At 71.3% G+C, this 14,842-nt stretch carries 14 protein-coding genes and 1 other RNA gene; 13 read left to right on the top strand and 2 right to left on the bottom strand.

Features of this window, described 5'->3' with window-relative positions:
• Nucleotides 1–239 precede the first annotated feature (239 nt).
• Together ABD289_RS14200 and ABD289_RS14195 are read right to left on the bottom strand one after the other, a co-directional pair.
• The gene (locus ABD289_RS14200) at nucleotides 240–1,097 is read right to left on the bottom strand and encodes a fructosamine kinase family protein (protein WP_344131513.1); all 858 of its coding nucleotides are present in this window, start codon (nucleotides 1,095–1,097) and stop codon (nucleotides 240–242) included.
• The gene (locus tag ABD289_RS14195; protein WP_344131510.1) at nucleotides 1,094–1,549 is read right to left on the bottom strand and encodes a low molecular weight protein-tyrosine-phosphatase; all 456 of its coding nucleotides are present in this window, start codon (nucleotides 1,547–1,549) and stop codon (nucleotides 1,094–1,096) included. Before ABD289_RS14195 ends, ABD289_RS14200 begins: the two co-directional genes overlap by 4 nt.
• Nucleotides 1,550–1,638: 89 nt before the next feature.
• Here ABD289_RS14195 and cobC point away from each other — a divergent pair, with 89 nt between their 5' ends.
• The 13 genes from cobC (at nucleotide 1,639) to ABD289_RS14130 (ending at nucleotide 14,836) form a co-directional block, all read left to right on the top strand.
• Nucleotides 1,639–2,676 carry an Rv2231c family histidinol phosphate aminotransferase CobC gene (gene cobC, locus ABD289_RS14190; protein ID WP_344131507.1) on the top strand — a complete coding sequence of 346 codons (1,038 nt, stop codon included), beginning with the start codon at nucleotides 1,639–1,641 and terminating at the stop codon, nucleotides 2,674–2,676.
• 4 nt (nucleotides 2,677–2,680) lie between these two features.
• Nucleotides 2,681–3,532 carry a Nif3-like dinuclear metal center hexameric protein gene (locus ABD289_RS14185; RefSeq protein ID WP_344131504.1) on the top strand — a complete coding sequence of 284 codons (852 nt, stop codon included), beginning with the start codon at nucleotides 2,681–2,683 and terminating at the stop codon, nucleotides 3,530–3,532.
• A complete protein-coding gene (locus ABD289_RS14180) occupies nucleotides 3,529–4,254 on the top strand; it encodes a zinc ribbon domain-containing protein (protein WP_344131501.1) in 726 nt (241 codons plus the stop codon). Before ABD289_RS14185 ends, ABD289_RS14180 begins: the two co-directional genes overlap by 4 nt.
• Nucleotides 4,251–5,465: a bifunctional RNase H/acid phosphatase gene (locus ABD289_RS14175; RefSeq protein ID WP_344131498.1), complete on the top strand. Its 1,215-nt coding sequence runs from the start codon at nucleotides 4,251–4,253 to the stop codon at nucleotides 5,463–5,465. The genes ABD289_RS14180 and ABD289_RS14175 overlap by 4 nt, the downstream gene beginning before the upstream one ends.
• 314 nt (nucleotides 5,466–5,779) lie before the next feature.
• An RNA gene (gene rnpB, locus ABD289_RS14170) (RNase P RNA component class A) lies at nucleotides 5,780–6,167 on the top strand.
• A 578-nt stretch (nucleotides 6,168–6,745) separates the two neighbouring features.
• A complete protein-coding gene (locus ABD289_RS14165; RefSeq protein WP_344131495.1) occupies nucleotides 6,746–7,036 on the top strand; it encodes a hypothetical protein in 291 nt (96 codons plus the stop codon).
• Between the two features lie 6 nt (nucleotides 7,037–7,042).
• A complete protein-coding gene (locus tag ABD289_RS14160) occupies nucleotides 7,043–7,624 on the top strand; it encodes a hypothetical protein (RefSeq protein WP_344131492.1) in 582 nt (193 codons plus the stop codon).
• Nucleotides 7,599–10,496 carry an ATP-binding protein gene (locus tag ABD289_RS14155; RefSeq protein ID WP_344131489.1) on the top strand — a complete coding sequence of 966 codons (2,898 nt, stop codon included), beginning with the start codon at nucleotides 7,599–7,601 and terminating at the stop codon, nucleotides 10,494–10,496. The genes ABD289_RS14160 and ABD289_RS14155 overlap by 26 nt, the downstream gene beginning before the upstream one ends.
• Nucleotides 10,493–12,394, top strand: a complete 1,902-nt coding sequence (locus ABD289_RS14150) for a hypothetical protein (RefSeq protein WP_344131486.1) — start codon at nucleotides 10,493–10,495, stop codon at nucleotides 12,392–12,394. The genes ABD289_RS14155 and ABD289_RS14150 overlap by 4 nt, the downstream gene beginning before the upstream one ends.
• 18 nt (nucleotides 12,395–12,412) lie before the next feature.
• On the top strand, nucleotides 12,413–13,000 hold the full coding sequence (locus ABD289_RS14145; protein ID WP_344131483.1) for a hypothetical protein: 588 nt from the start codon (nucleotides 12,413–12,415) through the stop codon (nucleotides 12,998–13,000).
• Nucleotide 13,001: 1 nt separating this feature from the next.
• On the top strand, nucleotides 13,002–14,015 hold the full coding sequence (locus tag ABD289_RS14140) for a C40 family peptidase (RefSeq protein ID WP_344131480.1): 1,014 nt from the start codon (nucleotides 13,002–13,004) through the stop codon (nucleotides 14,013–14,015).
• Between the two features lie 43 nt (nucleotides 14,016–14,058).
• Nucleotides 14,059–14,499, top strand: a complete 441-nt coding sequence (locus ABD289_RS14135) for a hypothetical protein (protein ID WP_344131477.1) — start codon at nucleotides 14,059–14,061, stop codon at nucleotides 14,497–14,499.
• A 154-nt stretch (nucleotides 14,500–14,653) separates the two neighbouring features.
• Entirely contained in the window at nucleotides 14,654–14,836 is a 183-nt protein-coding gene (locus ABD289_RS14130; RefSeq protein WP_344131474.1) for a hypothetical protein, read from the top strand.
• The last annotated feature ends 6 nt before the right edge of the window (nucleotides 14,837–14,842 follow it).

Here is a 14,842-nt window from a genome sequence, read left to right as displayed (position 1 = left end):
TCGCGCACCCCACAGCTGACCGGCAGGTTGGGCGGCGGTTAGGGGTTGTTGAGTTCGCGGCGCCAGCCGCCGTTCCAGGTGTGGGATTCAGTCGGCACCGCCGCGGGGCCTCAGACGTCGTCGGGCGAGGACAGCCGCAGCGCCGCGTATTGGACATGCTCAAGTCGCGGATCCCGGAGCCCGACGGCGTCTGAGGCCCCGCTACCCGCACCGTCACGCAAAACCAGAACTACCCTCCCTCAGCGCAGCGCGTTCCGGGCGGCCTGCGCGACCTGGCGCGCGTAGCCGCCGCCGAAGAGGACGGTGTGCACCAGCAGCGGGAAGAGCTGGTGCAGGCCGATGCGCTCGCGCCAGCCCGCGGCCAGCGGGGTGACCTCCTCGTACGCCGCGATCACCCGGTCCAGCTGCGGGCAGCCGAACAGGTGCAGCATGGCCAGGTCGGTCTCCCGGTGACCGCCGTGCGCGGCCGGGTCGATGAGCCAGGCCCCGTCGTCGGACCAGTGGACGTTCCCGCTCCACAGGTCGCCGTGCAGCCGGGCGGGCGGCTCGTCCGGCACGAGCCGGTCGAGCTCGGCGCAGACCTGGTCGACGAGCCGGGCCGTCGAGTCGTCCAGCGCGCCGCTGTCGCGGGCGCTGCGGACGTAGGGCTCGACCCGGTGCCGCGCGTAGAAGGTCGGCCAGTCGTCGGTGGGTTCGTTGCGCATCGGAGCCAGGCCGATCCAGGCGTCCGCCGGACCACCGGGCGGGGCCGAGCCGAAGGCGGGGGCGCCCGCCGCGTGCAAGCGGGCCAGCCCGGCGCCCAGCTGCTCGGCGGCGCGCCGGGTCGGCGCCGACTCCGGCACGTGCTCGATGACCAGCCAGTCGGCGTTGCTGCCGCGCACCTCGGGCACCGGCACGACGCCGGGCTCGGCGAGCCAGCGCAGGCCGGCCGCCTCGGCCTCCACCGCACCCGGCATGGCCGGCGACGTCTTGGCGAAGACCTCGGTGCCGTCGGACAGCCGCGCGGCGAACGCCGACGCGGTGTCCCCACCGGCCAGCCGTCGCACCTCGACGACCTCCCGGCCGGTGAGCTCCCCGATCGCCGCCGCCGCGTTCACAGCCGCTCCCGGACCCACTCGAGCAGTCCCGGCATGGCCGACTCGACCATGGTCAGCGTGTCGTCGAAGCCGCTCGGTCCGCCGAAATAGGGGTCGGCGACCTCGGAGCCGTCGGCGTCCGGGTCGAACGAGCGCAGCAACCGGACCTTGTCCGGATCGTCGACCATCCGCCGCACCGCCCGCAGGTGGCCCGCGTCCATCGCCACCAGCAGGTCCGCGCCGAGGTGCCGGTCGTCGATCTGCGCCGCCACGTGCTCGGTGGGGTAGCCGTGCTCGGCGAGCACCTTGCAGGTGCGCGGGTCGGCGGGCTCGCCGATGTGCCAGCCGCCGGTTCCGGCGCTGGTCACGGTGACCTGCGCGTCGAGCCCGGTGCGGCGCAGCTCCTCGCGGAAGACCAGGTCGGCGATCGGCGACCTGCAGATGTTGCCCGTACAGATAAAGCTGATGTGCACGTCCACCGAGGGTACGGGCGGCCCGCGGGCAGGCCACCCGCACCGCCCCGCAACACGGGTTTGTCCGGGAACTACATACACTGCCAGGGATGAGTCGGGTTGATCGGGATCTGTTGCGCCACCACGGTGACGTCGAGGCGGAGCGCGGACTGGTCGACTTCGCGGTCAACGTGCGGCTGGATCGCCCGCCGGAGTGGCTTCGCGGCCGGCTCGCGGGCGCCCTCGACCAGCTCGGCCACTACCCGTCGGCCGCCGACGACCTCGCCGCCCGCTCGGCCGCCGCGACCCGGCACGGGCGCAGTCCCGATGAAGTGCTCGTTCTCGCGGGAGCCGCCGAGGGCTTCGCGCTGCTGCCCGCGCTGAAGCCGCGGCTCGCCGCCCTGGTCCACCCGTCGTTCACCGAGCCCGAGCTCGCGCTGCGCGACGCTGGCGTGCCGGTCGAGCGCGTCCAGCTCGACGACTACCGGCTGGACCCCTCCGCGATTCCCGAGGCAGCCGACCTCGTCGTGCTCGGCAACCCGACCAACCCGACCTCGGTGCTGCACCCGGCCGCGGGTATCCGCGAGCTGCTGCGCCCCGGCCGGGTGGTGGTCGTCGACGAGGCCTTCGCCGACACCGTCCCGGGCGAGCGCGAGTCGCTGGCCGGGTGCGCCGAACCGGGACTGCTGGTGCTGCGCAGCCTCACCAAGATGTGGGGCCTGCCCGGGTTGCGCGCCGGATACGCCCTCGGCGACGCCGAACTGCTCGCCGAGCTGAGCAGGCTCCGCCCGCACTGGCCGGTCAACGCGCTCGTCCTGGAAGCCGTGCGGGCCTGCTGCGAACCCGCCGCAGTCGCCGAGTCCGAGCGCGCCGCCGAGGAGTTCGCCGCGCACCGGCAGGACCTGCTGGACCGGCTCGCCGACCTGCCCGAGGTCTCGGTCGCCGAGCCGGCCGAAGGACCGTTCCTGCTGCTCCGCGTGCCCGGAGGGGAGCGGGTGCGGCACGAGCTGCGCGCCCGCGGCGTCGCGGTCCGCAGGGGCGATACCTTCCCCGGGCTGGGCCCGGACCACCTCCGGGTCGCCGTTCGCTCCCCGGAACAGAACTCGCTGCTGGTCAAGGCGTTTCGCGATGTATTGGAATGTGGGTGAGGCAGTGCGCATCGGTGATGTGATCGGCGCGCTCGAGAAGGCGTACCCGACCGAACTGGCCGAGAGCTGGGACGCGGTCGGCCTCGTGTGCGGGGATCCGGACGCGTTGGTGCAGCGCGTGCTGTTCTGCGTCGACCCGACCGAGACCACGGTGGACGAGGCCATCGATTTCGGCGCTCAGCTGCTGGTTTCGCACCACCCGCTGCTGCTGCGCGGTGTGCACGGCGTCCCCGCCGACGACCACAAGGGCCGGGTGGTGCACCGCCTGATCCGGGCGGGAATCGGGCTCTACTGCGCGCACACCAACGCCGACAGCGCCAACCCCGGAGTCTCCGACGCTCTCGCCGATGCCATCGGGCTGCGCGTCGACCGGCCGCTCGCGCCGCACCGCGAAGGCGCCGATACCGGGCTGGGCCGCATCGGTGAGCTGCCCGAACCCGAACCGTTCCGCGCTTTCGTGCAGCGCGTCGCGGACAACCTGCCCACCACCGCGTGGGGCGTGCGCGGCGCGGGCGATCCGGACCGGGAAATCCGCACCGTCGCGGTCAGCGGCGGGTCCGGCGACTCCTTCCTGGACACCGCCACGGCCGCGGGCGTCGACGCCTACGTCACCGCCGACCTGCGCCACCACCCCGCCGAGGAGCACCAGGCCCGGTCCGGCGTACCGGGCACCGTGGTCCCCGCGCTGGTGGACGTGGCGCACTGGGCCAGCGAATGGCCCTGGTGCCAGCAGGCCGCCGACGTGGTCGCGGTGGCTCTGCCGGATACTGTCGAAGTCCTCGTTTCCACTCGCCGCACCGACCCGTGGACCGTGCACGCCGGTGCGGCAACCAACCCAGGGAGGGCGCTCGCGTGAAAGCCGACCCCACCGCACAACGACGCCTGCTCGACCTCGCCGAGGCGGACGCGGAGCTCAACCGGGTGGCCCACCGCAGGCGCACGCTGCCCGAACTCGAGCAGATCGGTGAGGCCGAACGCGAACTGCAGGCCAAGCGCGATGAGCTGGTGACCGCTCAGACCGCCTTCAGCGACCTCGACCGCGAGGTCCGGCGGCTGGAGAACGAGGTCGATCAGGTCCGCAAGCGCGAGCAGCGCGACCGCGAGCTGATGGCCTCCGGTGGACCGGCCAAGCAGCAGGAGGATCTCGAGCACGAGCTGCAGACCCTCACCCGCCGCCAGGGCGTGCTGGAGGACGAGCAGCTCGAGATCATGGAGCAGCGCGAGGCGCTGGAGACCAACGTGACCAAGTCCCGCGAGGCGGTCACCGAGGCCGAGGGCAAGCTCGAGGAGATCCAGGCGCGCCGGGACGAGGCGCTGGCCGAGTTCGACGCCGCCGAGCAGCGCTACCGCCAGGAGCGCGAGCTGATCGTCAAGTCGGTTCCTGCCGAGCTGGTCAAGATCTACGAGCGGGTTCGCGAGCAGCGCGGGGTCGGTGCCGGTCTGCTGCAGGGCGCCCGCTGCGGCGCGTGCCGCATCGAGCTCGACCGCAGTGCGCTCAACGAGGTCCGTGAGGCCGCCGAGGACGACGTGGTCCGCTGCGAGGAGTGCGGCGCGATCCTGGTCCGGGAGAAGAGGTGAGCGCTCAGGTCGTCGTCGAGGCCGACGGCGGCTCGCGCGGCAACCCCGGTCCCGCGGGCGCGGGAGCCGTGGTCAAGGACCGCTCCGGTGCGGTGCTGGCCGAGCGCGTCGTCGATCTGGGCGAGACCACCAACAACGTCGCGGAGTACCGCGGCCTGATCGCCGGTTTGCGCGCCGCGCGCGAGCTGGGCGCGACCGAGGTCGACGTGCGGATGGACTCCAAGCTCGTCGTCGAGCAGATGACGGGGCGCTGGAAGGTCAAGCACGCCAACCTGCAGCCGCTGGTCGCCGAGGCGCGCGAGCTGGTCGCGGAGTTCGGCCGGGTCGGGTTCGAGTGGATCCCGCGCGCGCAGAACTCCCACGCCGACCGGCTGGCCAACGACGCCATGGACGGCAAGCTGCCCGAGGACGCGACCGAGACGGACGCGACCCAGACGGAGTCGGCGCGCGGTGTGCCGTCCGTGGCACCGGGGGCCTCCGGCGGGGCCGAGACGGCCGCGCGGTCGGGGGTGCTCGGGGCGGCCGGGTCGTCCGGCGGTGGGCGGTCCGAGGCGGCGCGCGGGGGGCCGTCCGGCTGGCAGTACCTCGGTGGTGAGCCGACTCGGATGCTGCTGCTGCGGCACGGTCAGACCCGGATGTCGGTCGACCGCCGCTATTCCGGGCGCGTGGACGTCGAGCTCACCGAGCTCGGCAGAAGTCAGGCGGCTGCGGCGGCCAACCGCCTCGCGGCGATGAGCGGGGTGGGCGACGCGCAGATCGTCGCCTCGCCGCTGGCCCGCGCGCGGCAGACCGCCGAGGCGGTCGCCGAAGCCACCGGCGGTGCCCTGGACTTCCACGAGGGCCTGCTGGAAACCGACTTCGGCGACTGGGACGGGCTGACCTTCACCGAAGCCGCCGAGCGGTACCCGGAGCTGCACCGCCAGTGGATCGGCGACCCCTCGGTCGTCCCGCCGAACGGCGAGAGCCTCGAGTCGGTCCACGAGCGCGTCCTGGCCACCCGCGACGACCTGCTGGAGCGCTACGCGGGCCGGACGATCATCGTGGTCACCCACGTCACGCCGATCAAGTCCTTCCTCCGGATGGGCCTGGGTTCGGGCCCGGAGCTCTTCTACCGCCTGCACCTCGACCTGGCCTCGCTCTCCACGGTCGAGTTCTACCCGGACAAGAACACCTCGGTCCGCCTCGTCAACGACACCTCCCACTACTCCTGACCCAGCGGCTCCGCCGAGCGCGCGGTGGTGACAGTTTTGCCTCAGGAGACATTTCGGTTTGCCGTGTGCGTGGCGGTGCGGGTGGCGGAACCTGCCGCGCCGCGTGGCTGCGGGATCCGCTCCTTGAGTAGCGGCCTACGCGGTATCGCGGCTGTCCTCGCCACACGCCGCGGCAGAACCCGCGGCGGTGCGAGCTGAGTCCCACACCGCGTGCGGCTCCGCCGCATACTGCAAGGCCCCCTAAAACTGCGAGGGCCTCGGTGGGAGGCGGGGGAGGGGCGCCGGTGAACCGGCGGTAAACTCGGTCGTGCGGATGAGTTGGCCGGGTGACCGCGGCGGGCGCTGCCCGTCGAGGAAAGTCCGGACTCCACAGAGCAGGGTGGTTGCTAACGGCAACCCGGGGCGACCCGCGGGAAAGTGCCACAGAAAACAGACCGCCCGGCGCTTCGTCGGGTAAGGGTGAAACGGTGGTGTAAGAGACCACCAGCACCCCGGGTGACCGGGGTGGCTTGGTAAACCCCGCCCGGAGCAAGGCCAAGAGGGCACCTCGGTGTCTGCGCGGACGTTCGAGGGCTGCTCGTCCGAGGTTCGCGGGTAGGCCGCACGAGCCCGCTGGCGACGGCGGGACCAGATAGATGGTCACCGAACAGCGCGCCGCGAGGTCGCTGGGAACAGAATCCGGCTTATAGGCCGACTCATCCGCATCTCCTTCGGCATTTCTCGGGCGTTAGCGCCCCTTTCGAGTGAAAAGTGCGCTTCTTCCGGCTGCAGGCCGCTGTCCGGTGAAAACCCGCCCGGAACGCGCGAGAAGCCTTCTGACCTCACCTGATCGACTGATCCGGACTTCTGGCGCCCTGGGCGGTGCGGTGCGTGTCGGGGCCGCTACCCTGAGATCGGCGCTGTGATCGCGCCCGGGAGCGGGTCACCGCGGGTGATCCGGTCGGGTGCTTTCCCGGCGTTGTGTGCGGAAATCCACTCAACCACCGCAACATCACGGTGCGTTACGAAGGGGCTCGCAAGCGGGTGAACAGCTTTCCGAATTCGGCCGGGAACCGGCCTGGTGGGCGCCGATTCCGCACAGATTCCTCCGTAGTGGTGCGCCCGGACGGCCTATTCGTGGCGTGAAGGGCATCCCGCGAGGGCGGCGGAGACCGCCACACCCGAACCGCAACCACTACTTCTGGTGACCTTGTCATGTTCTACTCGTACCTGCGTGCCGGATCATCACCGGCTCGCGAGGTACCGGCCCGCAGACACACCGCGTATTCAGGGGTAAAGAGATGACCGCCATGCCGCTGGACACACTGGCGCACCTCGACGTACTCGCGCAGCAAACCGAACTGGGCACCCAAGGCATTCGCGGTTGGATCCTGAACAACCTGCTACCGCTGCTGCTGCTGACGGTGGCGATCCTGCTGCTGTGGCTCGGCGGCGGCAAGGGCGACAACGCCGGGGTGATGCGTCGTCTCGGCGGCGTGCTCGTCGCGCTCGGCATCGTTGGTATCGCGGTGACCAACGCCGGTATCGACATCGGCACGTTCATCGCTCAGCTCTTCAGCACCAACGGATGATGCCCCGTGCGAATACGCACCGATGACGAGGTCTACCGGGTAGACGCGGTCTGGCTCGGGCCGCCCAAGGCCACCTTCCCCTGGCGCGCTCGCTACGTGGCGTGGGGCGTGGGGTTGCTGGTCTTCCTGGTGGTGCTCGCCGCCGAGCGACGGATGAACATCGGCTTCGGCTTCTTCTCCACCGCCTGGGCCGTGGTCATCACGATCGTGATCACCCGGATCATCACCTCGAAGATCACCCACGAGCGGCCGCTGGGCGCCGTGCTGACCATGTGGATGCGGGAGCTGACCGCGCCGCGCGAGAAGACCTCGGGTACCGGCGGCGCGGCCGGTGCGGCGCGGCTCAAGGTGCGCTCGCGGCGCCCGATGCCCAAGCAGAAGCGCGGGGACGGCCCCCGTCCCGGGCAACGCCAGAAGTCGAGACAACCGTCCAGACAGCAGCAGTCCCGAGCGAAGTCCGCGCAGCGGTCGCGGCAGCAGTCCCGACAGAAGTCGCAGCGGTCCGCCGAGTCCGCTCGCGGCACGGTCCCCACCAGGCGCACGCGTAGCAAGGAGGTTCGCGGTGTTCGGTCGCCGGCGAGGCCGTGAACAGCAACAGCAGGTCCCCCGTGGCTCGAACGGCAAGATCCGCCAGGGCAAGAAGGGCGGCAGCACCAAGCAGCGCAAGCGCGCCAGGGGACTCGGCGACGAGCAGTCGATCCCGAACTACACGCCGTCGATCGCCGCGCGCAGCATCGACGGGCACCTGCTGCGCACCGGTCAGGACGTCTTCGCCTGGTACCGGCTTTCCTCGCAGCGCTGGTCGTTTCGCTCCGACTCGCAGCGCCAGGACCTGATCGCGGCCATCGCGGGCCAGTACGCGGAGCTCCAGGGCCGCTGGATGCACCTGCGGGTGACCAACCGGCCGTACCCCATCCGGATGTGGGCCGAGGCGCACGTGCACAACGCGCGCAACCCGCTGCCCGACTCCGAGGACGCGCTGAGCTTCGACGACTACATGGTCGGCGAGCAGCAGCAGCTGATGGGCCGCTCCATGGCGGAGAAGGAGGTCTACCTGGGCGTTCAGGTGCAGACCCGCAACGTCGTGGACCGCGCGGTCGAGACCGCCGCGCCGCTGCTGCGCAAGGTCTTCCCGGAGGCCGTGGACGCCGAGCTGATGGCGCTGGACAGCGAGATCGAGCACCTGGACCAGGTGATCGGCTCCGCGGGGCTGGACGGCCGTCCGGTGACCGCCGAGGAGGTCTCCTGGCTGATGCACCGGTCCTGCTCGCTGGGGCTTCCCGCGCCGCGCAACCTGCCCGCGGTGCCCGGAGCGCCGTGGGAGCCCGAGGACCTCGCCTCCTTCACCGACGCCTCGGACATGCACCAGGAGCCGTACGCGCCGACGGTGACCGTGCGCGGCCGCACGGGCTCCAACGCGGGCGTCACGCGGCACGTCGCGGTGATGACCGTGGGGCAGACGCACGGATTGCAGATCCCGGAGATCGACGACCCGTGGATGCAGCACTCCGACCGGTTGTCGGCTCCGGTGGAGTGGTCCGCGCGCATCTACGTGCGCCGCCCCGAGGACGTCGGTGGCGAGCTGCAGCGGCAGATGAACAAGGTGCGCTCCCAGGTGCGGCACTACACCGAGGAGCACGGCCTCGAGCCCCCGACCTCGCTGGAGCGGCAGGCCGGCCGGGTGCTGGAGATCGACGACGAGATGACCTCCGGGTTCACCGCGCTGGCCACCCGGGTCAAGTCCTGGTGGCGCTGCGCGGTCTCCGGTCCGACCGAGCGCGACGCGCTGCGGCTCGCCCAGCAGGTCCTGGACCTCTACAAGCCCAAGATCGCCATCGAGCACCCGGAGGCGCAGTACGCGCTGGCCCGCGAGTTCATCCCGGGCGAGCCGCTGGCCAACGCCGCCTACCTGCGGCGCGGCTCGGTGGTGTGGGCGGCCTCGGCGGTGCCGCAGGCGACCGCGGAAGTCGGTGACCGGCGCGGCATCCTGCTCGGCGAGACCTGCACCGCGACCCGGCGCCCGGTGGCCTGGGACCCGTGGATGGCCCAGGAGGTCCGCGACGCATCCGGCCTGACCGCCATGGTCGCCGGATTGGGCGGTGGCAAGAGCTTCCTCGGCGGCGGCATGGTCTACAAGACGCTGCGCGCCGGAGCGCACTGGACGCTGCTGGACCCGTCGGGCCCGCTCTCCGAGCTGTGCGAACTGCCGGAGATCAAGCCCTACGCGCGCAACATCAACCTGCTCAACGCCCAGCCCGGCATCCTCAACCCCTACCGGGTGGTCGCCGAGCCCGCGCTGGAGCACTTCGTCGACGAGGAGGACCCGGAGCGCGGGTGGCGCCGCGAGCGCGCGCTCGCCGCGGCGACCCGCAGGCGTCTGGTCCTCGACGTGCTCACCGGGCTGCTGCCCTACGAGGTGGCGAGGTTGCCGCAGACCCGGATCGTGCTGCTGCGCGCGGTCCGGGCGGTCGGCGGGCGACCGGACGCGCACCCGGGAATGGTCTTCGAGGCGCTGCGCCGCGACGCCAGCGAGCACCACGAGCACGCGATCGTCGTGGCCGACTTCCTCGACGAGATCCGCGAGCGGATGGCGCTGCTGATCCCGGAGAACGACGCCGACCCGTACTCCGAGTCCCGCGACGACCGGCTCACGGTGCTGACCATGGCCGGGCTGACGCTGCCCAAGGACAGCGTCGGACGCGAGCACTGGACCGACGCCGAGGCGCTCGGCGTGGAGATGCTCAACCTGGCGGCCTGGCTGACCCAGCGCTCCATCTACGAGCGCCCGAAGGGCGAGCGCAAGGGCGTGTGGATCGACGAGGCGTTCTTCCTCTCCGAGGTCCCCACCGGCCGGGTGCTGATGAACCGCTTCGCTCGCGACTCCCGCAAGTGGAACGTGCGGGTGCTGCTGTCCAGCCAGATCCCCGCGGACTTCCTCAAGATCCAGGGCTTCGTCTCGCTGCTGGACTCGGTGTTCATCGGCAGGCTCGACGACGAGCAGGCCCAGGCCGACGCGCTGCGGCTGCTCAAGGTCCCGGTCGACGCGGGCTACGAGCAGGTCGTCTCGGCTCTCGGCAGGCGGCCCGGCCCGTCGCGCAACGCCACCGAGCGCGACCGCGCACCGCGGCAGTTCATATTCGGCGACGGCGCGGGCGGCGTGGAGAAGATCCGCATCGACTTCTCCGGCCCGCACCTGGAGCACCTGCGCGATGCGCTGGACACGACCCCGGCTTCGGTCTCCGAGTCCGAGCAGCGGCAGCTGCAGCCCACCATGGGCGACGGGGTCAACTCCGACTCGCGGGTCCCCGAACCGGAGCTGACCGAGGACGGGTACGCGGACGATTTCGAGTCGTTCGACGAGTTCGAGCTGGAAAGCGTCGGCATCGGCAAGCGCGATGACGACGGCGCCGAGCGCTCGACCCGCCGACCCGGCGGCGAGCGGGGTGGGGACGACGCGTGAGCGGCGTGCTGTTGGCGACGGCCGCGCTGGGCGCCGCGGCACTGGTGTGGTCGCTGCGCCGTAGCCGTGGTGGGCGCCGCCGCGGCCGGGTGTACTTCCTGGTCGCCGGACTGCTGGCGTTGCAGGCCCTCTTCGCGGCTCCGGCCTTCGGCCAGGACTTCGACTGCAAGGAGGCCCCGAACCCGGAGCGCCCGGGGTCGGGCATGGTCGGCGCGATCGACCCCGCGCTGGACGGCGTCGGCGACGCGGGCAGCGCCTACGACCAGTACGGCTACGCCGGAATGGTCTGGCACACCTACGACCTGGGTTGCGGGCCGCAGGGCGTGGTGCACCCGAACGCGATGGTCGACACCTGGCTGGGCAACGAGCTGTTCAACCTGGCCAAGAACATCGTCGGCACCACCAACGCGCTGCACTACGCGCTGATGGACGGCGACATGATGCGGCCGTTCGACGACCTGATCTCCACGGGCACTTCCGCGCTGTACTCCAGCGTTTTCGCGCCCTGGTTCGGCGTGGTCGCGCTCGTGCTGGCCGTGGTGCTCTTCCGCTACATCTGGCAGGGCGACCTCGCCACCATCGGCAAGCGCGGCATGTGGGCGCTTGCCGGGCTCTGGTTCGCCTCGGCGACCTACCTGACTCCGCTGGTCTACACGCACGCCCTCGACGACGTGGTGATCACCGGAACATCGGCCGTGCAGGCCGGTTTCCTCACCGAGGTGGGCGTGGACCAGCGCGACCGGCTGCCCACCATGCTGCACGACGAGATCGTCTACCGGAACTGGTTGCGCGGCGAGTTCGGCACCCCGGATTCCCCGCAGGCCAAGGAACTCGGCGGTGAGCTGCTCGCGGCGCAGGCCTGGAGCAAGGACGAAGTGCTGCAGGGCGCCGACGCCGGATCCCCGGAGCAGAAGAAGCAGCAGTTCGAGGACGTCGCGGCCAGGATGGGCAGCGCCTACGGCTACTTCCAGGGCATCGACGGCAGCCGCGTCGGCACCGGAACCCTCTCGCTGGCGCAGTCCTTGGCGTTCGCCTCGTTCCAGCTGCTGGCCAAGCTGACGATCCTGCTCGCGCAGGTCCTGCTGCGGGTGCTGATCCTGGCGGGGCCGCTGATCGGCCTCGTGGCGCTCGTGTATCACAACCTGCTGCGCGCGATCGGCCGCGTCGCCGGTGCGGCGGTCCTGAACGTGGTGCTGGTATCGGCGCTCGCCGGGCTGCACACGCTCATCCTCACCTGGATCTTCGATCCCACGCGCGGCTTCCCGCTGCTCACCCAGATCCTGCTCGCCGCGTTGATCACCGTGGTGTTCCTGATGATCGCCCGGCCGTTCCGGCGCATCGCGCAGATGGTGGAGCTGTCGGTGGGCACCGTCGGGCGCAGCGCGTCCAGCACGCCGCAGGGCATCTTCTCCCGCTTCCGCGGCAGACGTCCGGACAGCGATCGCGACGGCGACTTCTGGGAGAACGTGCGGGACATGGATCCCGAGAGCGAGTTCACCGAGTCGCGGGCGCGGCGTCGCCGCCCGGAGGCCGAGGGGCCGTCGGTGTCCGCGACCGCCGAGCGGCTGGACCGCACCGGGCAACCGGATCCGCCCGCCGCCGACGAGCTGCCGGGATCGGGGTCGTCCTCGGGTCCCTCGGGACGACGTCCGGGCGGGGTTCAGGCGCTCCCGCAGGCTCCTTCCGCCAGCCGTGTGGTTGATACCAGCCCGGTGGCGGATGCCAAATGGGATCGAACCGACGAAGATCCCGTGTTGGTCCCTTCTCGCACGACGGAAGGGCCCGGCCGCCCGGCCGATCCGAGCGAGCCGCGTCCTGCCGAGAGGGAGGTCGTGTCCGGCCGTCCGGTGCACGTGGTCTACCGGCCCTCCCGGGGGTTGGAGATCGCCGATGGTTAAGCGCAAGAGGGGGAACTGATGCCGATCCGGACGCATCGCGGTCGTGCCGCGGTGTACCGCAGGCTCTGGGGCTGGCCGCTGCGTTCGCCCAAGCATCTGCTGGGCGCGCTCGTGGTCGCGGCCGGCGCGGCCACGGTCGTCGGTCTCCTGCTGCCCGAGCCACCACCGACCAGCACCGTCGCCGACGGCGGTACGCAGACCAGCATCACGCTGCCGCCGCAGCGCTCCGCGGTGGTGGAGGACCCGCCGTCGCCGCCGACGATCTCGGTGCCGGACACCCCGCCGAAGGAGGTCGCCCCGGACCCGGCCGGCGTGGAGATCGCCGAGAAGTGGGGTGACGCGTGGGTGAACCACCCGCCCGGCACCGACAAGCAGCAGTGGCTGTCGGGTCTCAAGCCCTACACCACCGACGAGTTCTACACCGTGATGTCCACCGTGGACCCGGCGAACGCGGGCAACGCCGTCACCGGAGTGCCGATGGCGGTCGGACCGGCTTCCCCGGGGGTAATGCAGGTCAAGCTGCCGACCGACGTCGGCACGCTGCGAGTGACGCTGAACAAGACCGAGGCAGGCTGGCGCGTGGCCGAATACAACAAGGAAGGCTGACATGCGCAAGCTCGTGGTCCTCCTGTTCATCATCGGGGGTTTCGCGGGGCTGATCGGCATGGGCGCGATGGCGACCCTGCTGATCGGCGTCGGCGGTGGCGGCAGCGCGAGCTGGTCGAACTGCTCGGCCAACCTCGGCCCGTGGGGCGACGGCGCGGGCCGCGGCAAGCGCGACGCGGGCACGCTGGACCGGGAGTCGGTCGGCATCGCCAAGCGGATCATCGAGATCGGCAAGGAGCGCAACCTGCCGCCGCGCGCGTGGCAGATCGCCATCCAGGCGGGCAAGACCGAGTCGAACCTGGCGAACCTCGACTACGGCGACCGGGATTCGCGGGGCATCTTCCAGATGCGGCCGTCGATGGGCTGGGGTTCGATCGCCCAGCTCTCGGACGTGGACTACCAGATCAACAAGTTCTACGACGTGCTGCAGTCGGTCCCGAACTGGGAGCAGCTGCGCCCCGGCAGCGCGGCGCAGCGCGTGGAGCGCTCGGCGTTCCCGCTGCGCTACCACCGCTGGGAGCCGATGGCGGCGCACCTGGTCAGCGTCGAGGGCAATGTTTCCGGCGTCACCGCGTGCGACGACCTGCCCAGCTCCAGCGTGCTGGCCACCAAGGCCATCGAGTACGCGCGCGGCCAGCTCGGTAAGCCCTACGACTGGGGCGCTGTCGGGCCGCACGCGTTCGACTGCTCGGGCCTGACCCAGCAGGCGTGGAAGGCGGCCGGGGTGGAGATCCCGAAGTACTCGCAGACCCAGTACTTCGAGGGCGGCAAGTACATCCCGCTGAACGAGGCCCAACCGGGTGATCTCGTGTTCTGGGGGGAGGCCCGCGATCCGCACGGCATCCACCACGTCGCGCTGTACCTCGGGGACAACAAGGTGCTGCACGCGCCGCAGCGCGGCGAGAACGTCGAGATCGAGAAGCTCTGGGACGGTGGCGAGCTGCTTCCGCAGGCGGTCCGGCCCGCCGGAGACGCGCCACAATCCGCAGGGCCCACCGCAGGAGGCGCTCGGTAGGTAACAATGGCGGTGGCCTGCTGACCTCCCGGAAGGGTTGATCATGTTCACGCCGGACCAGATTCCGCGGCCGAGCGGCCCACCCGCCTCCTCGACGCCGCTGGGGGACTACCTCGACCAGGCGCCACCCGCGACCACGGCGAGCTACGCGGTGTTACCGCGTTCGCTTGCGGAGGCGATGCCGCTGCCGTGGCAGCAGCAGATGCGCAACCTGCTCGCCGAGTTCCACCAGGCGTTCGGGCACGTCCCCTGGCCGCTCTACCAGGTCGTGCCGTCGCGCCACGAGCGGTTGGCCGACTTGGACGACGATCAGCTGGCCGAGGTCGGTTGCACCGTGGAGGTCGGCGACGACGGCGAACTCGAGTACCGGATGCGCGACGGGCGGATCATCGAGGACCCGGAGACCCACCAGGTGCTGGTGTCCTGTCTGGACCCCGTCCCGCAGGCGCCCGCCGCGGGCCCGCCTCCGCCGCCCGGGTGGTGAGGAGTCCCCGGTGCGGAAGGCCACGAGGTTCGCCGAGAACCGCGGGCTCGGCGGCGGGTCCCGAGCGGCCGTCCGCCGTGCCCGTATCGGACATCCCGGTCGTACCCGTGCGCTGCACGTGACAGGGGCGCGGTGGTCATGCGAGGCTCGTGGTATGCCGCGCGGACGTTGGTACTTCTGCCTGAAGCATCGGCAGGTCGAGCCCAAGGCCGGCTGCCGCGCCGCCGACCGCCTCGGGCCGTATCCGGACGAGCGGACGGCCGCTCGCGCGCTGGAGATAGCCGAGGAGCGCACCGAGGCGGCCGATGAGGCCGACCGCTGGAAAGACGAGGACTGATTCCTC

This window comes from Saccharopolyspora halophila (genome assembly GCF_039531955.1).
GTDB classification, from domain to species: domain Bacteria; phylum Actinomycetota; class Actinomycetes; order Mycobacteriales; family Pseudonocardiaceae; genus Saccharopolyspora; species Saccharopolyspora halophila.
Note: the sequence above shows the minus strand (reverse complement) of the source record. Positions and strands in the feature narration are given on the sequence as shown.

Excerpts from the sequence above, each read along its gene's own strand:
- ABD289_RS14135 (WP_344131477.1), top strand. The coding sequence starts at position 14,059 with ATGTTCACGCCGGACCAGATTCCGCGGCCGAGCGGCCCACCCGCCTCC.
- cobC (WP_344131507.1), top strand. The coding sequence starts at position 1,639 with ATGAGTCGGGTTGATCGGGATCTGTTGCGCCACCACGGTGACGTCGAG.
- ABD289_RS14130 (WP_344131474.1), top strand. The coding sequence starts at position 14,654 with ATGCCGCGCGGACGTTGGTACTTCTGCCTGAAGCATCGGCAGGTCGAG.
- ABD289_RS14145 (WP_344131483.1), top strand. The coding sequence starts at position 12,413 with ATGCCGATCCGGACGCATCGCGGTCGTGCCGCGGTGTACCGCAGGCTC.
- ABD289_RS14165 (WP_344131495.1), top strand. The coding sequence starts at position 6,746 with ATGACCGCCATGCCGCTGGACACACTGGCGCACCTCGACGTACTCGCG.
- ABD289_RS14140 (WP_344131480.1), top strand. The coding sequence starts at position 13,002 with ATGCGCAAGCTCGTGGTCCTCCTGTTCATCATCGGGGGTTTCGCGGGG.